13 protein-coding genes are annotated in these 21,791 nt (G+C 33.4%); 7 read left to right on the top strand and 6 right to left on the bottom strand.

Features of this window, described 5'->3' with window-relative positions; translation table 11 throughout:
• Window positions 1-50 precede the first annotated feature (50 nt).
• Window positions 51-1,133, top strand: a complete 1,083-nt coding sequence (locus ACNQGO_RS03265) for a porin (RefSeq protein WP_417984139.1) — start codon at window positions 51-53, stop codon at window positions 1,131-1,133.
• A 124-nt stretch (window positions 1,134-1,257) separates the two neighbouring features.
• Here the strand turns inward: ACNQGO_RS03265 and ACNQGO_RS03260 are convergent, their stop codons facing one another.
• The gene (locus ACNQGO_RS03260; protein ID WP_417946137.1) at window positions 1,258-1,428 is read right to left on the bottom strand and encodes a hypothetical protein; all 171 of its coding nucleotides are present in this window, start codon (window positions 1,426-1,428) and stop codon (window positions 1,258-1,260) included.
• A gap of 102 nt (window positions 1,429-1,530) precedes the next feature.
• A complete protein-coding gene (locus tag ACNQGO_RS03255) occupies window positions 1,531-2,958 on the bottom strand; it encodes an L-serine ammonia-lyase (protein WP_417978450.1) in 1,428 nt (475 codons plus the stop codon).
• A gap of 238 nt (window positions 2,959-3,196) precedes the next feature.
• On the opposite strand from ACNQGO_RS03255, the gene ACNQGO_RS03250 reads away from it, so the two are divergent.
• The 3 genes from ACNQGO_RS03250 to ACNQGO_RS03240 all read left to right on the top strand — a co-directional run bounded on the left by ACNQGO_RS03250 (window position 3,197) and on the right by ACNQGO_RS03240 (window position 5,730).
• Window positions 3,197-3,805: a M14 family zinc carboxypeptidase gene (locus tag ACNQGO_RS03250; RefSeq protein WP_417984137.1), complete on the top strand. Its 609-nt coding sequence runs from the start codon at window positions 3,197-3,199 to the stop codon at window positions 3,803-3,805.
• Window positions 3,757-4,467, top strand: a complete 711-nt coding sequence (locus ACNQGO_RS03245) for a M14 family metallopeptidase (RefSeq protein WP_417984135.1) — start codon at window positions 3,757-3,759, stop codon at window positions 4,465-4,467. The genes ACNQGO_RS03250 and ACNQGO_RS03245 overlap by 49 nt, the downstream gene beginning before the upstream one ends.
• A gap of 114 nt (window positions 4,468-4,581) precedes the next feature.
• Window positions 4,582-5,730, top strand: a complete 1,149-nt coding sequence (locus ACNQGO_RS03240) for a motility-associated ABC transporter substrate-binding family protein (protein WP_417984134.1) — start codon at window positions 4,582-4,584, stop codon at window positions 5,728-5,730.
• Between the two features lie 252 nt (window positions 5,731-5,982).
• Here the strand turns inward: ACNQGO_RS03240 and tamL are convergent, their stop codons facing one another.
• The 3 genes from tamL to ACNQGO_RS03225 form a co-directional block, all read right to left on the bottom strand.
• Entirely contained in the window at window positions 5,983-8,277 is a 2,295-nt protein-coding gene (gene tamL / locus ACNQGO_RS03235) for a translocation and assembly module lipoprotein TamL (RefSeq protein WP_417984133.1), read from the bottom strand.
• Between the two features lie 13 nt (window positions 8,278-8,290).
• Window positions 8,291-13,249, bottom strand: a complete 4,959-nt coding sequence (locus tag ACNQGO_RS03230; RefSeq protein ID WP_417984132.1) for a translocation/assembly module TamB domain-containing protein — start codon at window positions 13,247-13,249, stop codon at window positions 8,291-8,293.
• Window positions 13,250-13,525: 276 nt separating this feature from the next.
• On the bottom strand, window positions 13,526-13,963 hold the full coding sequence (locus ACNQGO_RS03225) for an acyl-CoA thioesterase (protein WP_417978460.1): 438 nt from the start codon (window positions 13,961-13,963) through the stop codon (window positions 13,526-13,528).
• Between the two features lie 255 nt (window positions 13,964-14,218).
• Here ACNQGO_RS03225 and ACNQGO_RS03220 point away from each other — a divergent pair, with 255 nt between their 5' ends.
• The 3 genes from ACNQGO_RS03220 (at window position 14,219) to ACNQGO_RS03210 (ending at window position 20,052) form a co-directional block, all read left to right on the top strand.
• A complete protein-coding gene (locus tag ACNQGO_RS03220) occupies window positions 14,219-14,599 on the top strand; it encodes a hypothetical protein (protein ID WP_417984131.1) in 381 nt (126 codons plus the stop codon).
• 295 nt (window positions 14,600-14,894) lie between these two features.
• Window positions 14,895-17,363, top strand: a complete 2,469-nt coding sequence (locus ACNQGO_RS03215) for a zinc-dependent metalloprotease (protein WP_417984130.1) — start codon at window positions 14,895-14,897, stop codon at window positions 17,361-17,363.
• A 364-nt stretch (window positions 17,364-17,727) separates the two neighbouring features.
• Entirely contained in the window at window positions 17,728-20,052 is a 2,325-nt protein-coding gene (locus ACNQGO_RS03210; RefSeq protein ID WP_417947423.1) for a GAF domain-containing sensor histidine kinase, read from the top strand.
• Between the two features lie 41 nt (window positions 20,053-20,093).
• Here the strand turns inward: ACNQGO_RS03210 and ACNQGO_RS03205 are convergent, their stop codons facing one another.
• A complete protein-coding gene (locus tag ACNQGO_RS03205) occupies window positions 20,094-21,512 on the bottom strand; it encodes an adenosine deaminase (protein WP_417984129.1) in 1,419 nt (472 codons plus the stop codon).
• Between the last annotated feature and the right edge of the window lie 279 nt (window positions 21,513-21,791).

Below are 21,791 nucleotides of genomic sequence, written 5' to 3'. Positions count from 1 at the left end.
GATTTAACTTTAAGTAATACCGTGTATATTTCAAATATCAAATAATAAAAATGAAAATAATAATAATTACCGCTTTAATTTTTTTCGGATTAGTAACAGTGAATGCACAGGAAATCGAAAAAGAACCAAATTCATTCACTTTTTCTGGATATTTAGAAATGTATTACAGCTATGATTTTGGTAAACCTAGCAATCATGAAAGACCGGGATTTATTTACAGTCATAACAAACACAACGAAGTCAATTTAAATTTAGGATTGATAAAAGTGAATTATGAAAAGAATAATGTTCGAGGGAATTTTGCTTTAATGGTGGGGACATATCCTCAGTATAATTTGGGCTCGGAACAGCCTTTATTGCAAAATATATACGAAGCCAACATAGGTGTAAAGATTTCTAAAAAGCATAATTTATGGATTGATATGGGGATTATGCCATCACATATTGGTTTCGAAAGTACTATTGGAAAAGATTGTATGGCATTGACTAGGAGTATTTTAGCGGATAATTCACCTTATTATGAAGCAGGATTGAAAATTAGCTATACTTCAAAAAATGAAAAATGGTATTTGGCTGCGATGTATTTAAACGGCTGGCAACGAATCCAGAAAATTGAAGGTAATCAAACACCCGCTTTTGCAACGCAGGTAACTTTTAAACCATCGTCTTTAATTACCTTAAATTGGAGTACTTATTTAGGGAATGAGAAACCTGATATTGATAGAAAATGGCGCTATTTTAATAACTTTTATGCACTGCTCAATGTTTCTGAAAAAGTAACTATCCATGCCGGTTTTGATATTGGAGCGCAACAAAACGCATATAAAAGTGATAAAAATGATGTTTGGTTTTCACCGGTAGTAATTGCTCAAATTAAGCCTACAGCTAAAATACAGTTGGCTGCCAGAGCTGAATATTATAGTGATGAAAAAGGAGTTATTATTGCATCAACAACTCCAAACGGATTTAAAACGTATGGTTTTTCCGCAAATTTTGATTATTTACCAACTGATAATCTAATCTTCAGAATAGAAGCTAGATCCTTAAGCAGTAAAGAAGACATCTTTGTGAAAAATAATTTACCTAACAATCAAAATGTATTTTTAACTACATCATTAGCTATTTCATTTTAATATTTTTTCAAACAAAAAAATTATGTGGAATGATGAATTGAATTAGAATTCGATTTAAATTTTTCAAAATTATTTTCATTTTCAATCAATCGTATACATAGGAAGTAATTTAAAAAAGAACAAATTAATAGATGTCGTCATTCAAATCTGTTTCTACTTCTTCTGCTTTTTTGAAATCAGAATTTAAAAAATGGGTGTACTTTTTTTTGGCTTTTTGATTTTCTTTGATTAAAAAAATAATAAATACAACTACAAAGAAAGCCAAAACACTGACAATAATCCAATTGATTTCCATGGCTTTTGATTTAAAATTTAAAATCAAATTTAATGTAAATACTTGAATTTCAATGGATAATACATTTAAATTTTTGAAATTTGAATTTTGGTGTTTTTTTGGTTAGCAATCTGCCATATTTACGGCAATTGCCAATCCACCCTCGGATGTTTCTTTGTACTTGTTGTTCATGTCCTTTGCGGTTTGCCACATCGTGTCTACCACTTTATCCAAAGGTACTTTAGCATTTTTCGGATCGGTTTGTAGCGCAAGTTCAGCTGCATTGATGGCTTTTATTGCGCCCATTGTGTTTCTTTCAATACAAGGAATCTGAACTAAACCACCAATAGGATCACAAGTCAATCCTAAGTGATGTTCCATCGCGATTTCGGCAGCCATTAAAACTTGTTCGGGAGTTCCGCCCATCAATTCGCACAAAGCCGCCGCTGCCATGGCAGATGATACACCTATTTCGGCTTGACAGCCACCCATTGCTGCAGATATGGTTGAACCTTTTTTGAAAATACTACCTATCTCACCAGCAACCATAAGGAACTGTTTGATTTCTTTTTCACCAGCATTGTGGTTTTCAATGACTAAATAATACATTAAAACGGCAGGAATAACTCCTGCGCTACCATTAGTTGGTGCTGTAACCACGCGACCTAAAGCTGCATTGACTTCATTTACAGCTAAGGCAAAACAACTTACCCATTGTAAGATTTGGCGAAACTTCACCTCGGTTTTACGAATTTCTTCGAGCCAGCTTTGAGGCGAATCATAATTGGCTAAACCGATGAGGTTTTGGTGCATATCAAAAGCTCTGCGGCGTACGTTTAAACCTCCGGGAAGAATCCCTTCTGAATGGCAACCAATGTACATACATTCGAGCATTGTTTTCCAAATGCGTATCAATTCATGATCGATAACTGCTTCGGTGCGCATCGATTTTTCATTTTCATAAACGATTTCTGAAATGGATTTATATTCTATTTTACAGATCGTCAATAGTTCGGCTGCTTTCTCAATCGGATAAGGAAAAGCACATTTTATTTCTATTTTCTTCTTGGCGTTAATGCGTTCTTCTTTGACTACAAATCCGCCACCAATTGAATAAAAGGTAGAAACGAACTCACTATCATCTGTCATATACGCCGTAAAAGTCATTCCATTGGCATGAAAAGGAAGGAAGTTTTTATTGAAAACGATGTCTTGGAGGAAATAAAAAGGAACTAGTTTTTCGTTACCTAAATTGATTTCGTTTTTTGTTTCAATTGATTTGATTATCGCATCAATATTTTCCACTGGAATGTATTCTGGATCCTGTCCGCTTAACCCTAGCATTACTGCCAAATCAGTGGCATGTCCTTTTCCGGTTAAGGAAAGGGAACCGTACAAGTCTATTTTTACGCGCTCGACTTTAGGAAATAAATTTTCGCTTCGCAATTCGCCAAGAAACCGCTCTGCAGCTCTCCAAGGCCCTAATGTGTGCGAGCTTGAAGGCCCAACACCAATTTTTAGCATGTCAAAAACTGAGATACATTCTTCCATCTGTAGTGTGAATTTTGTTGTTTGCAAATATAATAGAATGTAGCAAGGATACTAATCCAAAACTTACTATTATTGTTTATTTAATAACGAAAGGTGCTCTATTTTTAGTATTCTTCAACAAAAAATGAATTAATAAAAACTTGAGGTTTAAGATAATCAATATGTAACTAATCCGAAATTTAGCTTGTGGAATAGTTCGTAAATGGCTATTTTTGAAACATAACTAACCCAAAATAATATGAAAAAGACTGTTTTTTCTTTTTATCTAATGTTAACTTTTGTATTAATTGCCCATTCGCAAGTGCAAAGTCCATCCCAGTTTTTACCCAATTACGGAAAACAAATTACCTATTACCATCAAGCTGAAAATTATTTCAAACATCTTACGGAAAAGTCCAATTTAATCAAACATCAGAAGTATGGTGTAACGCCAGAGCAACGGGATTTGAGTGTGTATTTTATTTCTAGTCCGGAGAATTTGGCCAATTTAGAACAAATACGAAATAACAATTTAGCAGCCATTGGTTTGTCCCAAAATAAATCGCAAATGATTGGCGATAAACTAATTGTATGGTTGAGTTTTAATGTACATGGAAACGAATTTGCAGGAACTGAAAGCGCTATGACGGTAGCATACGAATTAGTAAATCCTTCGAATGCTGAGACTAAAAAGTGGTTAGAAAATACAATTGTGATCCTAGACCCGTGCATCAATCCCGATGGATATCCAGATACGGAAATTGGTTACGATAAATTTCAGGCAAGAAAACGCATCCAGAATTGTCAGATAGAGAACACATGGAAGAGTGGCCGGGCGGCAGGTACAACCACTATATTTTCGATTTAAATAGAGACTGGGCTTGGCAAACGCAAGCGGAGTCACAGCAGCGAATTGCTTTGTATAACCAATGGATGCCACAAGTTCATACAGATGTACATGAAATGGGGTACGATTCTCCGTATTTCTTTCCACCATCAGCAGAGCCTTTGCACGAATACATTGAAAAGTATCAAAAAGATTTTCATTACACTCTTGGTAAAAATATTTCTAAAAAATTTGATGCTCAAAACTGGATGTACAACACAGGAGAGCGATTTGATTTGTTTTATCCCAGTTATGGCGATACCTATCCTACTTACAACGGAGCCGTAGGAATGACATTGGAACAAGGCGGAATAGGAGCGGGAAGAGAGGTTGTGATGAGTAACGGCATCAATTTAACGATCAAAGATCGACTGACACATCATGCAACGGCAGTATTAACTGTCGTAGAATCGGCAGCAGCCCAAGCAGATGTTTTGCTGAAAGGATTCAGAGGTTTTATGAATAATTCCCGAAAAACAGTGAAGGGAAATTATAAAATGTATGTAATGAAAAACAATCCGAAGTTAGTTCAAATGGCGGATTTGTTGAAAAAGAATAATGTGGAATTCAGTTATGCTGATGCCAGTCAAAAAACTTCGGGATTTAGTTATTATACCAAAGCAGAGAAAGATTTCACGATTTAACCTAATGATTTAATTGTAAAAGTAGACCAACAAAAAGCTGTTTTTGCGCAAGTACTTTTTGAACCGAATCAAAAGTTAAATGACAGCTTATCCTATGATATTACCGCTTGGGCGTTGCCCTTAGCGTATGGAGTTGAAGGCTATGCGTTGAAAAAAAGTATTGCTTTCAAAACAAAAGCGGCTATAGCAATACAAGAAAAAACGATACCTCAAAATGTATATGCGTTTCATATTCCTTGGAATAATAGAGTATCAGCTCAGGTTTTGTCCTTGTTGCACCAAAATAATATCAAAGTACGATCTGCCATGAAAAAAGCAGTTTTCGGTGATCAAACCGTGGAACCAGGTGTTTTGCTAATCACAAAAACTGATAATCCCAAAGTATCTGATTTTGAAAAAACGATAACTGAATTGGTAAAAATAAAAACAGATTTTAATTACATTTTAACTGGTTTTTCATCTAATTCAAAAGATGTAGGAGGCGAGAATTTTAATTTACTAAAAGCGCCTAAAATTGTATTATTATCAGGAAAAGGAGTCGGGTCTACTGAATTTGGTGCTGTTTGGTACTACTTAGAAGAAACATTGGGGTATCCCGTAAGTGTAGTTGATGCTGATAATTTGAAAAGAATTAAATTATACGATTACAATACCTTGATTTTACCTGATGGCTATTATGATTTCTCCGAAGAGCAACAAAAACAAATTGGAGCGTGGGTAAATAACGGCGGAAAATTGATTGCAATGAATAGTGCACTTAGCTTATTTGAAGGTAAAGAAGGATATGCTCTGAGTCCTTTTGCTTCGGAGGAAGAAAAATTGAGTTCTGAAAAAGAAGCTGAAGAAGAGGCGTTAAAAGAGCGCTTTTTAGATTTCCAAGAAACAGAACCAAGGTACATATCGAAATCAATTCCTGGTGCCATCATCGAGAATTTGTTGAATAAAACACATCCAATGTCTTTTGGTTTGGGAGATAAATATTTTAGTCTAAAAACAGATGACAGGCATTATTCATTATTGAAAAAGGCAATAAATGTTGTTTATGTACCAAAAGAGTATAAAAGTTATGGATTTGTCGGTAATGAAATTAAAAAGAAACTAAACAATACGGTGAGTTTTGCTGTAGATAAAAAGGAAAATGGAGCAGTTATTTACATGGTAGATAATCCGTTATTTAGAGGTTTCTGGGAAAACGGAATTTTATTATTTAGCAATGCCTTATTCTTGGTAAACTTAAACTGGATAATTTATTATGGGAATTAATAGTTAAATTGTGCCGTTAGGTACTAAATATTGGTAAAAAAAACACAACATTTGAAGCGAATTTAGCGTGCCGTAGGTACGCAACAAAAACATAAATGTAGCGTACCTTCGGCACGCTAACGAATTTCAAACCCAATTACTACCAATATTTAGTGCCTAACGGCACAAAAAAAGATTTTACGCCTTGATTAGTTATTATACAAAAAGAGCACGGTATTTTCGTGCTCTTTTTTTTATCCAGATTGTATTGTTTTAAAATGGATAGCCAATAGCCAAATTGAAAATTAAATTTTCTTTGCGCCATGAACCATTTCCAAAACTGATTTGGTCTAAAACCCAACGATTGCCATTAGGCAAATATGGTTTTCGAATAGGGAAGGCAAGATCTGTTCTCAGTATCAGAAATGAGAAATCAAAACGCAATCCAGCACCAGCTCCTACGGCTATTTCACTCAGAAATTTTTTCGAAAATGTAGCTCCCGGTTTATCTGGATTCTCATTCAATAGCCATATGTTCCCAGCATCTATAAATAGCGCTCCTTTCACTAATCCGTAAATTTTAGCTCGGTATTCGGTATTGAATTCCAATTTTAAATCACCAGATTGATCGGGTAAAAACGTATTGGTATTTGTTGAAGCACCGTCAAAACTTCCCGGTCCGATAGAACGTGCTCTAAAAGCGCGTAAACTATTGGTTCCACCAATGAAGAATTGTTTGATAAAGGGCATTTCACGAGAGTTTCCATATGCAAATCCAGCACCTGCAATAATTCGACTAGCTATTTGAGAATCGGGACCTAATTTATAATAATGCCTGAAATCATTCTCTATTTTGATAAATTGACTAAACGGTACATCGAATAATTTAATAGTATCACCTTTTCGAATATTTGCACCCGAAACTAAACCTGCAACATTTCCTGCTAAGTCGATTGTTCCTTTGTAATAAAAGGTGTTTTTCTTTCTTTTTTGTAGCGTGTTGGTGTAAGTATAGGAGTAGGTTGGTCCAAAAATCAATTGTTTTTCAATTACTTTTCCAAGGGATTCATTTGCGGCAATTTGCTCCTGATATAGGGGAGTTACATTTCTTGGACTGGCGTATGTTATCTCAGTAACATTCAAAACATGTTCCTTTCGTTCATTTTCTTTCCATAAATATCCAAAGGAACCTTTAAAAGTTTGAAGGGAATATAATTTAGTCCTGTTTTGAAACTCATAGCCTATAGTTGCTTTTGTTTTGGGTACAAAACCACTGGGCGAATTGAGTTTAAAAGGGGCAACTAATCGTGGCCAAACTAAATCAGCTTGGGTTCCAATTCGGTATACATTAAATCCATTGTTTTGTCCAGATACTTGTACTTCAATTCCTCCAAAAGCTGAAATGGTAAGTAATTCTGCTCCTCTAAACGTATTTCGGTTGCTCCAATTTAAATTGAGTTCGGTTCCGGTGTAATTAGCAGAATTCGTTTTGGCCAACAGTTCTAATCGGATTGATTTTTTAGGTAAAGGAGTTAAAAAATAGTACGCATCGAGATAATTGCCTGTGGTGTCAGAAACCTTAAATTGGTTTTTTACAAATTTAAAAGTACCCAGATTTACTAACCGATTCAAGGATAAATTATGATTGCTACGATTGTATAAATCATTTTTTTTGAAATATAATGCTCGATCAAAAATGCGCGATTTAAATAAATTCTCCTTATCTATTATGGATAAATCATTGTATTTTTTAATAGAATCCATATTGGTTTTCACACTGTCAGAACCTATGGAATAGTTGGGATAAACGATGATTTTATTGATTTTGTATGGTGTCTCAGCCAGTTTTGGAGCTTCGTCTTTTACCTTTACAATAAGATCCACCTGATGATCAGCCACAGTTGTATCTACTTGTACTTTAAGATAATCAGGATTAAAATAAAAGAATCCTTTTTCTTTTAGTCTGGCGTCAATACGAATTCTTTCTTCTTTAATAACTGCAAGACTGTAACCTTCTTCTTCTTTGAGCAGACTTCTTCTTCTGGTATTGCGAACAGCAGTTGAAATTATGGAGGAATCTGTAGGGAACTTTACTTCTTTAATTTTATATTGTTTCCCTGGTTTTACGATATATTCTGCGGTTGCTTTTTTACCATTTCGAGTTGAATCTGCGGATGTTCTTGTGTTGAAATAGCCACTGTTTTCTGCAACGTTTTGTAAAACACTTTTGTTGTATTCTAAATCTACTTGACTGTATAAAACGGGAGCTTCGCCTACCTTGGTTCTCAACCAGTAGCGCCATCCTTTTTCTTTCTTTGGCGTCCCAGCCAAATTATAGATATATAATTTAGGTCGTAATCCTAAAATCGAGGAATTTGGCTTTGGTCTAAGAACTTCTTTTAATGCTGTTTTTAACGCTTTTTTTTCTTTTTTAGACACGTCTTTTCCTTCAACGGTAACTTTTGCGCCAATATACAATAGTTCTCCCTCGGGCAGAAATCTGGTATTGCTGCAGGAGGAAATAATTAACCCTAAAAAAAGAAAATATAATAAATGGTTTTTGTTCATCGAATTTCTTTTTTTAATTCTTTTTCTGTTTTTGTTTTGTTTTTTTCGCTTCATTTTTGCGAAACAACTCACTGAATTTATTGTAATCCAAGGTGATTATAAAAGCAATTCCAGTTTCTACAACTTCTCCTTGCAAGGCTACTTGGTATTTATTAACGCGGTAGGCTCGCATTTTATATCTTCCATCTTTAGAAAGTTGGTAGTCAATAGAAACATCACCAGCAATATTATTAGCGTTTTGATTCACTTGCTGTGGACCTTCTATCCCAAAACTACTTCCCAAAGTGACTTTTAATCGATCATTCAATAATTTCTTTGAAATTCCTATGCTTAAATCAGTTTTGTTTTCGCGTTGACCAGTGGTGTAATCATCTGAGGTATTCAAATCAAAATTCAATTCTACGCCTTCAATTAAATCACCCGCTAAGTTATTCAATTGCTGCGATAAAATTTTACTGGCGCTTTCTCTTGCAATCGAGGACACGCTAGCAATACCAGTTTCACTAGCAAAAGGATTTTCTCCTATAAATCGATTCAATAACAGTAAGGAAAAAACTTGCTTGTTTAACTCGTCTGGTTGTTGACGCAATTGTGTCAATTTGGCTTGCGTAGCATTGATGATTTCTGTAGAAACACTATTATTGCCCTCAGGTAAAATAATGTCAAATGAAATGTTTGGCTTCATCAAATCACCAGTCATTTTTAATTCGGTTTCAAAAGGAATTTTTTGTTTGTACGTATTTCTTATTTCAGCGGTAACATCACCTAATTGATCATTTATTAAATCAAGGGGAGCGGCTTCTGTTTTGTAGACTGCAGTAATATTGATATCCGCCGTGGTAGGTTCTCCAGTCCAGAGAATATAACTGCCTTTTTTGATGTCGAATTTTCTTTTGATTGCATTAAAATTCATTTCATAACTACCCTCAGATAATTCATATCTTCCGGTCAATGTCGTTTTTCCTGATGGATCAATACCGCCGTTTAATTGCGCTTCTCCTTTTAATTTTAGGAAATCCCCATTTGCTTTATCAATAACCAGTGATAGTTCGGCATCTTTATCGATTTCAATATTTACTGATGCATTGATACCTTTGATGTCCATTTCACTCTTTAACTCGTCTAAAGTGATAGTGCTTGCTAATTTAGGATTGTCTTGATCGATAAATTCTACAATTCCCTCTCTATCCGCAATTGAAGGGTCAGACTGCGGTATAACAATAGTAAATTTTGTGTCTTTATTAATTTTGATATTTCCTTCTACAATAGGATTGTCTAAATTCCCAGATAGTTTCAAATGATTGTCCAAATACAATTCGCCGTAATAGGAAGCATTGTCTTTTTCTTTCGAATTAATTGCTTTAAAATTATCAGCATCGATGGCTAAGTCAAAGCCAAAATTACTGAAATTAGCACTATCAATTTTTCCGTTTATGGCGAGATCATTGTTTTTTTCATCCTTGATTATAAAATTATCAAAAAGAATAGCATCGTTTGTAAATAAAATTTTATCATTCAAAGAATTGAATGTTGCATTGAGCTGCTTCACTTTGAAACCAATTTCATTGAACTTTAATTCTCCAATTACTTTAGGCTGATTTGTATTGCCCGTAATTTTAAAATTCCCAGTCAAGAATCCTGTGCTTTCCGTAATATTATCGAGTGTAAAACCTTGAATGCTTTTTAAATTCAATTTATCAATATCTAGATTCATATCAAAACTGCTGTCTTTAGTTTTGTAATTCCCTTCTAGATTAACTTGATTTCCCTGACCAGTAATGGCAATTACAGCGTCATATTGATTTGCAATTGCATTATTTAATTTGATACTAATGTTTCCGACAGTGTCTTTTTTGAAAGTAAAATTTTCAATGTTTAAGTCCGAAGTAAAAAGAGGTGTAGTGCTTATATTTTTGACCAACGCATTTCCATTGATTTTACCGCTCATCTGTAAATCCCCTTTTTCTACAAAACTGGTAATGGTTTTTATATCAAAATCTGTAAAATCAATTGCTAGCGGAGCGTTTCTTTGCTGCGATTGTGATTGTAGACTAATTTGACTACCTTCTTTACTCAATTTGAAGTCATCAGCATAAATACCGTTTTTACCAAAGCGAATTAAATTATCTTGTGTTATTTTCCAAGATTCATAGTTCAGCAGTAAATTATTTGGATTAAGATTGATATCGTTGTTTCCGTTGGTAGCTTTTAATGTTCCTGCAATTAAGTATCTTTCTTTATCCTTTGCATCTTTTAATTGCACCGTATAATCCACAATATTTTTTTGTACTTTACCGGTAATGCTTGTGTGAGGCAATTGTATTTGTTTGTTTTGAATGTCATCAACTACAAAGCTGTACACTAATGCATTGTCTTTTGTGTCAACTTTAAGGACAGCATTTGTGATGGTGTTTTCTCCATAAATTAATTTTGGAATTGTACCATTCAAAACAATAGAGTCGTTAACAGAATTATATCTTCCTTGAATATTTATTGGTTCCAGACTTTTCAATTCAGGAATAAGTTTAAGTAGAATTGGACTGTCCTTTACACCAATTTTAAAAACAAATTCTTGTTTCTCAACTGCTGTTTTTCTAAAATTTGACGCGCTAGTATAATATGTAGCAATAGAATTTGACAAAGCAGTCGCTATTTTTGACAACTTGTATTTTCCATCAGCCTCAACATCCAAAAACGGTGATTTCAATACCAATGTGTTCTTTTCAGAGCTCGATGTTGCCACCGCGCTAATAGAATCAATTACAAATTCTTCTTTAGCATTTACGATGGTAATGTTGTGTGCATAAACCGTTCCGTTAAGGTAATCTAGATTTGCCGATTGGATATCAGCATCTACAACACCTCTCAATTTTAATGGGCCAGCATGCAGATTCAGTTTTTCTAAATCAGCAATATCCACATTCAGTTTTAGTTTTCCAGTAGGATATTTGTCCTTGAAACTTCCGCTACTTACCAAATCAAATGTTAGATTGGGATCTTTTGCAACTGCAGTTGCATTAAAGTTTCCGTTGCGTATGGCTCCTTTTACAGCAAGATTTCTGTAGGTGTATTTGTTGTAATACGCTTTTAAAATAGTTCCGTTTAATGATGCTGTGGCCGTTTTTGGATTAAATCCTGTTCCTTTTATGTTGGCTTTTAAAGTTACTTTTCCAATCGAGTCATTTTTTATAAATTTCCCTAAATCAAAGTTGTTGAGTTCCGTTCGGGCATCATATTTTTCGTAATTTTTTCTACTTTGGTCGAATGTAGCTTTGATTTTTGCATTTCCAAAACTACTTGCGATATTCATATTAGTGTTGAAATTAGCAATGGTTCCTTTAAAAAAACCTTTGGCATTAAATTTTGAAGGCAACCGAATTGAATTTGGAATGGTACCTTTTGGCAAAAAGTCAACAAAATCTTTCGAACCAGATTGTAAGTTTTTAACATCTAAGTCAAAATAGGCTTTATTTACATCTGGTAAACCAATGATTCTCCCGCTTGCTGCTACCGTAGTTGTTGCTATTCCACTAATTTCGATATTTGGAAACTCAATATTTTTTAATTTTCCTTTTACAGTTCCATTAATCAACAATATTGCATTGGGATTACTCATAAAGGGATTCACAGTATTCAGGGTAGGAGCAAAAAGTAAAATATCTTTAATTCCCAGTTTGCTTTTTTTCAAATTAGCAATAAGTCCTAATTCTCCTGGGTTTTTGGCTAGTGACTCAATAGAAGGATATCCAATTCTAATTTCATCTTTTAGTTCCGTTTGAGGAGTTTTTAAGTATAATTTTTTAACAAAAGCATTTTTTTTGCCGTAGAAAAATTCCGCATTAAAGGACTGAATGTTCAAGCCGCTTTTGTCTTTAACGGTTAATGAATTGGCAATTCCGGAAATATTTTCGGCATTGTAATTTAATTCCTCAACTTGTAAATTTACATTGGTTAGATTTAGGTGGTTGTAGTCAATTCCTTTTTGAACTGCTGCAACATTATTGTTATCATAACGGAAATTTACCCGTTTGAATTCCGTTTTCTTTATTTTGACATCCCAGTTGTTAGATTCTGCATTTATTTCTTCTTTTTTAGATCTGATTTTATCTAATTGATCAAAAGCCAAAGCACATTCTACACCTGTTACTTCTAGAAGATCAACGATAGCAAATTGATTGTTGAGGTCAATTTTATCAATTTTGGCGAGTAGTTTTTTTAAATAAAAATGAGTCGATAATTTGGTTTCGTCACTTTCATAATCAAAATCAATTTTTGCCAAATCAATTTCACCCAATTTTAATTTTAAGATGGATTCTGGATCATTTTTTATCGCTGCCACTTTTGTCGCATTGGAAATTTGAACTAAACCTTGCTTTAATTTCAATTTTAATCCGTTGATTTTAGCTTTAGGAATTTCAAAGCTCATTTCGTTTAAATCGAATGTTTTAATTTTCGTTTCAAAATGCTTTAAATTGGCATAAAGATTATTTTTTGTAACAGCATCCGTATACTTAAACTGGATGCGGTCGAGCTTAATTTCTTCTACAGAAAACTGCAGCGGTGGCGAATCACTCTTTTGTTTTTCTGGCGCAGCAAATGCTTTTATGATGTAATCAAAATTAAAAATAGCTTTAGTATCTCTATTTAAATTTGCTGAGATTCCGACTAATTCTAAGGAATTGATTTCTATTTTATTGTTGATTAACTGCAAAAGACTGATATCCGCAGCTAGTTTTTCTCCAGCAAAAAGAGTGTCTTTTTTTTGGTCTTCAAAGTATACCCCAGTAAGAACTACTTTTTTTGGAAAGGCAATAGCAAGGCTATCGACTTTTATTTTCGTTTTTATTTTACCTTCTAGGTAAGTTACTGCTTTATCTTTAGCATAATTTTGAACAGATGGTATTTGAATAACTACGAAGAGTACTACGAACAACAGAACAATAAATCCTATTATCCAAAGGAAAATTTTCAAACTTTTCTTTAAATATCTTTTCAAATGAGGTGTGTTTTTTTTTAAAGAACCAACTTAAAAAGGAATGGTACTCTAATCTAGAAATGGAATTACGCACAAAGATCAAAAATTGAAATTGTAATAAATTATAAAATTCAAAAAAAATATTGTAAAATTACTAGATAAAAATGATCAGTAATGTGTCTTAATTAGTTTCTAAAGATTTATAATAGGTACACTTTTCTTTAATTTTTCGCTTATCTTGTTTTAGGATATGGAGTGTTTTATTTTACCCGCTTAGATGCTTTCAAAGCCTTCACTTTTAGGAAAAACACTAAGCGCTTCCATAGCAATTTCAGGAGTTGGTGCTGCTAGTTTTCTTAGTTTTAAATCCATCCAAGCGCCATCTACAGTGATAGTTGCACAAAGTTGGTTTTTATCATTTCTGAATTCATGAACAATCGACCACCGCGAAGCATCGGCATTTACTTTAGAACTTTTGGTGTGCATGAAAATGGTATCACCCAATTTTATTTCTTTTCTAAACACACATTCTTCCCTAAACAAAATGGGACCAAAGCCTTGCGTTTGCATTACGCTCATCGTTAAACCAAGACTCTCTAGAATTTCTATACGATGCTGCGCACCAAAATCATAATAAGCACTGTGTCGAACATGAAAATTAGGGTCTAAATCAGACCAACGAAAGGATAATTCTTTGCTAAATGAAGTCATTTGTATTTTTTTTATTGTTTCCGTATCACTTTCACTTTTATATAAACAAGAAAGTTTTAGGTTTTTGAAAATCGAAAATACAAATAAAAACCGAGATGCAATAAGGAAATAAGCCTATTTTATGGCATTCTTTAGTACAATTCATTTGAAAAAGGTGTAGAGTCTCTTTTTTATTTTACTTTAAAAAAGATTGTGGCTTATCTTTTGCAATGCGTAAGTGGTATCCAATTTCGGATATTGAAAACAGTACAATATATGAAAAAATTAATTTTTGTGTTCTTGCTTACGGGCTCTATTTATGCTCAAGAACAGGTGTTTAACGTACAACGGTATTGTGTAGATGAGAAGCCTTTTAAGCAGGGTGAGTGCAATATTTCTGGTAATGAATACTCTTTTGTATTCCTTGATATACAAAAACGAGAGGTAGTTCTCTTTCTTACTTCTACTAAAATGAAGTATAAAATTATTAATTCAAGTGTTTTTTTTTCAGACAAAAATTACACAAGTTACACTTTAGAAAATGAGCAAGAGCGAGTAGAAATGAGAATAAACAAGCAGCAAACCCGAATCGAGTTTTTGCATCCAAATACCCACATCTACCTTACAGTAGGCACTTCGACTAAGGCGGTTCAATAATAAATGTACCTTTCATAGGATCTCATGAAACAAAAAAAATTGAAGGCAACAACTATTTGGTTCTGAGTAAAACAACAGGAAATGTAGCGTGGTGCAGTAGTTTGTATTTATTAGAGTTTTGTTATTTGGTAGAATCAAAAATGAAGGTATGCAGTAAAACAGTATTGTTTCTTTTGGTATGAAATTTTTAATTGGTTTTTATTTTGTTAATTAAAAGTTAAACCATTGAATACTATTTAATTTACAGCGACTAAAATTTATTTTTGGTATTGATTAACCACTAAAAAACCTGTAAATGAAGAAATTTTTCATTTTAACAGCACTTGCTACTGCAATGCTAATACCTACTACTCAATTTGCGCAATCGAAAAAGAAAAAAGATAAAAATGCTGTTGTAGCGCGACCTCTTGAAAAGAAACCAGAGACAACTATCAAGGAGTATAGCAAAGTAATTACAAAAGATGCTATAACCGATGAGGGTTTGTTTTCGGTGCACAAAGTAGACAAAAAGTATTTTTTCGAAATTCCGAATAAGTACTTGGATAAAGACATGCTTTTAGTGAGTCGGTTGTCAAAATTGCCTTCAAATTTAGGTGGTGGGTATGTTAATGCTGGTTCAGAGACAAATGAACAACTTATTGTTTGGCAGCGTTTTCAGGATAAAATCTTGATTAAGATAAAGTCCTTTAGCGCAGTTGCTAATGACAGTTTGCCGATCAGTATTTCGGTTAAATCCAATAATTATGAGCCTACCTTATTTGCATTTGATATCGTTGCATTTAGTAAAGATTCTGCAAATACGGTAATTGATGTTACTAAGTTTTATGGAACTGATGTAAAAGCGATTAGCGGTTTATCAGCTGAAATGAGAGAAACATATAAAGTAAAAGGCATGGATGATTCTCGTAGTTTTATCAATACGATGAAAAGTTTTCCGATGAACATTGAAGTAATTCAAGATTTCACGTACAATGCCTCTAAACCACCGGTTCAAGAAGACTCAGAAACAATAAGCATTCAAATGAATCAGTCGATGATTTTATTGCCTGAAAAATTAATGCAACCTCGATTGGCCGATCCGCGTGTGGGATGGTTTACGATGGATCAAATTGATTATGGGAGTAATGAATTGAAATCTGACAGTAAAACCTTTATCCGTCGTTGGCGATTAGAGCCTAAAGATCCGATCGCTTATGCAAAAGGGGAACTGGTAGAACCAATAAAACCTATTGTTTATTACTTGGATCCTGCCACACCCGAAAAATTGCGTAAGTACATCAAACAAGGGATTGAAGATTGGCAAAAGCCTTTTGAAACAGCAGGTTTTAAAAATGCTATTATTGCCAAAGACGCACCAACGAAAGAACAAGATCCTGATTTTAGTCCAGAGGACATTCGATATTCGGTAATTCGTTATGTGGCGAGCACGACTCGTAATGCCGTTGGACCAAGCGTTTCTGATCCTAGAACTGGAGAAATTATCGAGAGCGATGTAATTTGGTACCACAACCATTTGCGTTCGTATAGAAATCGCTATTTGTTAGAAACCGGTGCTGCAAATCCTTCAGCAAGAACATTAAATACGAGTGATGCTGAAATGGGTGAGATGATGCGTATGGTTATTGCTCATGAAGTAGGACACGCACTAGGTTTTCCTCATAATATGGGTGCTAGTTGTGCCTATGATACTGAAAATTATAGAAATGGTGAGTTTACACAGAAAAACGGAATTGCAGCCAGTTTGATGGATTACGCTCGTTTCAACTACATTGCTCAACCCGGAGATAAAAACGTTCGTTTTATCCGCCAAATGGGACCTTACGATCATTATGCTACGAATTGGGGATATAGAGTGATTCCAAATGCGATTTCTCCAGAGGCAGAGGTACCTACCCTAGACCAGTGGATTATGGAAAAATCGGGAAATATTATCTATAAATACGGGCAACAAAGCAGTAGTTTTGACCCTACTTCACAAACAGAAGATATTGGAAATAATTCAATGAAGGCTGGTACTTACGGACTTAAAAATTTGCACTATGTAGCGGCACATTTATCAGAATGGACTAGTGATGTGACTAATAATTACGAAGATCTAGAGGAATTGTATAAAGAGATGCTAGACGTTTGGGGTAGGTATGTAGGGCATGTAGTAACTAATGTAGGAGGTGTTTACGAGGCTGCTAAAAAGCCAAACCAAAAAGGAAGTATTTACGATATTGTACCAAAAGTAAAGCAGCAAGAAGCAATGCAATGGTTGCAAGCTAATGCTTTTGCTTCGCCAACGTGGTTGGTAAATGTGAGCACTTTAAAAAATATTGATTATGCAGGATACACAGAACGTTTCCGAAATTTGCAAGCCAGACATTTGATTGCACTATTGAGTTTTGAGCGTTTGGGACGATTAATAGATTCAGAAATTATGGGTACTGCTAATTATAAAGCATTGGATTTGCTGAGTGATATGCGCAAAGGAATTTGGAAAGAAGCTAGTTTAGGTTCGAATGTGACTATTTACAGAAGAAATTTACAACGTGCCTATATTGAAAGAATGAGTTATCTGATGAAAGAAGAAATAAAATCAGGACGTCCGTCTGACTATTATAATGTAGCACAATCAGATGTAAGAGGATTGGTTCGAGGAGAATTAACTACTTTGAAATTCGCATTATCTATTGCTAAAACTAAAGTAGTACATCCGGAAACAAAATACCACTATGAAGATGCTATCAAAAGAATTGATCTAATTTTAAATCCAAGATAATGTAAGTCTGATTTGTCTTTAGCTTAAACTTTGCCTCCAATTGAATCATACAATTGGAGGTATTTTTTTTAGAGATTAATTTTAAATAAAATCTTGAAGGGTACATTTATTAAATAGGATGTACTATTATAAATATTGAGTTGATAACGTAATCGCCTGTAAATTAAATCACATTTTTTTTTAAAAAAGGTATTGATTTTATTTAAAGGTTATTTTTAGGTAAAAAAGCATTCTTGTTTAGAAAAAGGCAGTATCAAATATTTTTGTATTTGATAACAGGAGATAACAGCGAATAAATATGTGTAAAGGACTGTTGATGCAATTTTTTATTTGTAAATTTCGATGTTATCCAAAATATTTTCAAATGAAAGTTTACCCAACGCCTGAAAATGAAATTGAACGCCTTAGAGTTCTAAAGGAATATGGAATTCTTGATACTTTTTCAGAAAAGGAATACGAATCAATAACTCAGTTAGCCTCCTATATTTGTGGTGTTCCTATAGCATTAGTAAGTTTAATTGATCAAAATAGACAGTGGTTTAAAGCTAGTGTAGGTCTTGATGCAAGTGAGACATCTCGAAAAGATTCTTTTTGTCAATACACGATCATGAACAATCATGTTTTTGAGGTTGAAAATGCCACTGAACATGAATTATTTCATGATAATCCACTGGTAGTGGGAAACCCAAATATAAGGTTTTATGCAGGAGCTCCATTGCTAAACAAAAATGGATTTGTCATGGGATCTCTCTGCGTTATTGATACAAAACCCAATAAATTAAACGAAGAGCAAAAAAATGCTTTACAACTTTTAGCAAATCAAGTGGTAGCATTACTTGATGCTAGAAAGAAAAATTTAGAATACTTAAACTCACAAAAAGAGTTGCAAAATTTCGTAGATCTTTCTAAAGATTTAGTGTGCATAGCAAATTTAGATGGACTTTTTTACAAAGTAAATCCAGCTTTTAAATCGGTTTTAGGGTATGAAAAACAAGAAATAGAGGGAATGCCTTTTATCGATTTTGTTCATCCAGAAGATGTTCAAAAAACGATTATGGAGGTTGAAAAACTAGCGGACTTAAAGCAGACCATAAATTTTGAGAATAGATTTAGAACTATAGACGGATCTTATATAAATTTGAGTTGGAACACATCACCAGATCCAGAAACAGGTAATTTATATGCAATAGCTAGAAATATTCAGAAAGAAAAACTTGCAGAACAGCATTTAAAAGATGTAAATTATTTACTAGATCAGTCACAGCAAATTGCAAAAATTGGCAGTTGGAATTATAGTTTTATTTCAAAAAAGTTAATTTGGTCTGAGGAGCATTATCGAATTTTTGAAATGAAAAAGATGCCAACTGATGAGTTGGTTGAAAATTATCGAACATTAATCCATAAGGATGATTTAATAGTTTTGGATAATGTTGTTGAAGAGGTGTCAAAAACAGGTAAAAAGTTCAAAATAAATTATAGAATAATTTTCCCAGACGAAAGGATAAAATACATTCTGGCTATGGGAGAACCAGTAATGGATAATAAAGGTTCTATTATTGCACTAAATGGTGTTGTACAAGACGTTACAGATATTACGGTAGCCGAGCAAAATCTTACCGAAAAATCTAAAGAAGTTAAAGACATTAGAGCTGCACTTGATGAAGCAGCTATTGTATCCATAGCTAATAAAGAAAGAAAACTAATGTATGTTAATGATAATTTTTGTTCCTTGTCAAAATTTGATAGAGAAGAATTATTAGGAAAAGAACAACCACATATGGATTCTTTTTTTGAAACTGATTTTGGAAAACAAATTTTAGAAAAAATTTACAGCGGCACTACTTGGAAAGGTGAAGTACAACATAAAGCCAAAGACGGGACCTATTATTGGGAAAATAAAACTATTGTACCATTTTTAAATAATAAAGGTATTCCGTATCAATATATTTCAATAGGGACGGATATCACATATCGAAAAAATGTTGAAGAAAATCTTATAGCCGCACTTAATAGTTTAGAAAAGAAAAATAGAGAACTTGATGAGTATGCTCATGTTGTATCTCATGATTTAAAATCACCTTTGAGAGCTATTTACAACCTCTCTGAATGGATTGTTGAGGATATGCCTGAAATGCCGCAAAAAGTAAAAGGAAATTTTGATTTACTGCGTCGTAGAGTAACAAGAATGGAAAATTTAATCAATGGTGTTCTGGAATATTCAAGGATAGGTCGTCTTGAAATTGAAAAAGAAATCGTTGATGTAAAAGAACTTTTAGAACAATTAGTAGACTCAATAGTTCCTGATAATTTTAAGATTTCAATAGGAACTAATTTCCCAGTTGTATTAGCCGAAAGAATTTTATTGCAGCAAGTATTTACCAACTTGATTAGTAATGCTGTTAAATACAATGATAAAGCAATAGGTGAAATTAAATGTACGTATAACTCTTTGACTGATTTTCATGAATTTACTATCAAAGATAATGGACCCGGAATTGCGGAGGCTTACCAACAAAAAGTGTTTCAAGTTTTTCAAACTATTGAAGCTCGTGATGTAAAAGAAAGTACAGGAATTGGGTTGTCAATAGTAAAAAAAATAGTCGAGGAAAAAGGTGGTGTGGTATACATCAAGAGTGAAGAAGGAGTAGGATGTAGTTTTATTTTAACGATTCCCAAATGCCAGAATTAGAAATAAAAATAACAGTACGTTGTTTAAAAAAAAAGTAAATTTTACATTTTTGAAAATTGATTTTCAAATACTATAAACCGTTTATCTAAATCTTTAAGCAATTGCTTTTTTACAGTATCTTCTTTAATAAAACTGTAATTAATACTGTTGTATACAAATTGCTTGATATCTGAGTAGGAAACGTCTTTATATCTTTTGGCTAATAAAACATATTGTTCAGTCATATTGGTACGCAATATCCCTGCATCATCCGTACTGATAACTATAGGAACACCAAATTCTTTGTACAAGGAAAATGGGTGACGGCCTTCTTTTACTTTTAAAATAAATTCGTTACTCACTAAATTAATTTCGATAGGAATGGAGTTCTTTTCCATGTAACGCAGTAGATTATAGGAATCTTTCTCGTATGCTAGGTCTACTCCGTGCCCAATACGATTGGCTCCTGCGGTATAAACAGCGGCGCCAATATGCCACGTTAAATCTTCGGGTAATACCAATCCAAGAGTTAATTCTCCAGCGTGCATCGCGTACTTCACATTTGGATAGCGCTCATGACAATACTTGAACATCAGCATGTGCAACCAATAATCATTCATCGCCGTTTCACCATCCTCGGGAGAAACAATGTTAACGCCCGCCACTAGCGGACTATTATTTGCCGATATAAAAGCAATTACCAAATTCTTGAACAAATCTACCGGCTCCATAAAACGCAATACAAAATTTTGGTAGCGCATGGTAAATTGCTTGTCATCAATTTTTAAATCATTGTGCATTTTGGCTACAAAATTGGTATTGAAGTCTTTAGCATAAGACTCCGCATTTTTCTTTAGTAACGAATTGAAAACAGAATCCAATGATGTAGTGATTGCTTTTTCGTTTTTTACCAAAGCTAATTTTCGCAACTTTATATTGAATGATGTCAAATCATCTGTAATCATCGTTGTTGGAATTGTAGATAATTGAGTTTCAATGTAACTTACATTTTCTGAAATGGCTCTATTTTTTAGTTCCAATAATCCTTGTCCAAAATTTCCTTTGATCGCCGGTTCAAATTTCATAAAAGATTCAAAAAACAATTTATCTGATGGATAATCCACATAATTATAGTCCTTTACAGACCATTTTTGCATTATTTTTTGTTTAAATATATTCAGAGTACCATTTGCTTCGAGCGAAGAAAATAAAGACCAATTCCCTGAATTTTCTTTGACTTTGCGTACATCCATTGTCTCAGTGTTGAGGTAAAAGTCTTCTTTTATAGCATGTTGCAATAAAGGCTCTGCGTAAATAGATCCAGAAAAATGGTGGTGTAAATCCCCTCCTTTTGGCATTTGGGAGAAAAAAGCAGTTAACTGCGCTTCATTATTTCTAATTTTTTCAAAATAGGCATCAGTAGGTTGTGAATAAACAGTGTTTAAGACAAATGCAACTAATAGGGTATATACTAATTTCATATTTTTTATTATAGCTAAAGTAATAGGTGTGCCATTTTCAAAAAGTATAATTGATAGATATCAAGAAGCTCTTTATGAAAAAATATTCTTATTTTTTATGGTGGTAATAGTTTACAAAAATAAGTAATTTCATTGTCTGTTTTGGCTACTCATAAAAAAGTTTATTTGGATTACTTTATTGCATCTCAAAAACTAATTTTTATAAAAGGTGTTGTTGATTTTTTAGTACTTTATTTTGTTTTTTTTATTGATCAAATTATGAAAATAGTTTTTGTTTGA

It is taken from the genome of Flavobacterium frigidum, assembly GCF_048286735.1.
Lineage (GTDB): Bacteria > Bacteroidota > Bacteroidia > Flavobacteriales > Flavobacteriaceae > Flavobacterium.
The sequence above is the reverse complement of the archived record's forward strand: the minus strand, read 5'-3'. Positions and strand labels throughout refer to the sequence as shown.

What these genes read in the sequence shown, in the direction of transcription:
- ACNQGO_RS03265 (WP_417984139.1), top strand. Translation starts at nt 51, where the DNA reads ATGAAAATAATAATAATTACCGCTTTAATTTTTTTCGGATTAGTAACA.
- ACNQGO_RS03260 (WP_417946137.1), bottom strand. Translation starts at nt 1,428, where the DNA reads ATGGAAATCAATTGGATTATTGTCAGTGTTTTGGCTTTCTTTGTAGTT.
- ACNQGO_RS03255 (WP_417978450.1), bottom strand. Translation starts at nt 2,958, where the DNA reads ATGGAAGAATGTATCTCAGTTTTTGACATGCTAAAAATTGGTGTTGGG.
- ACNQGO_RS03250 (WP_417984137.1), top strand. Translation starts at nt 3,197, where the DNA reads ATGAAAAAGACTGTTTTTTCTTTTTATCTAATGTTAACTTTTGTATTA.
- ACNQGO_RS03245 (WP_417984135.1), top strand. Translation starts at nt 3,757, where the DNA reads ATGGAAGAGTGGCCGGGCGGCAGGTACAACCACTATATTTTCGATTTA.
- tamL (WP_417984133.1), bottom strand. Translation starts at nt 8,277, where the DNA reads ATGAACAAAAACCATTTATTATATTTTCTTTTTTTAGGGTTAATTATT.
- ACNQGO_RS03225 (WP_417978460.1), bottom strand. Translation starts at nt 13,963, where the DNA reads ATGACTTCATTTAGCAAAGAATTATCCTTTCGTTGGTCTGATTTAGAC.
- ACNQGO_RS03220 (WP_417984131.1), top strand. Translation starts at nt 14,219, where the DNA reads ATGAAAAAATTAATTTTTGTGTTCTTGCTTACGGGCTCTATTTATGCT.
- ACNQGO_RS03215 (WP_417984130.1), top strand. Translation starts at nt 14,895, where the DNA reads ATGAAGAAATTTTTCATTTTAACAGCACTTGCTACTGCAATGCTAATA.
- ACNQGO_RS03210 (WP_417947423.1), top strand. Translation starts at nt 17,728, where the DNA reads ATGAAAGTTTACCCAACGCCTGAAAATGAAATTGAACGCCTTAGAGTT.
- ACNQGO_RS03205 (WP_417984129.1), bottom strand. Translation starts at nt 21,512, where the DNA reads ATGAAATTAGTATATACCCTATTAGTTGCATTTGTCTTAAACACTGTT.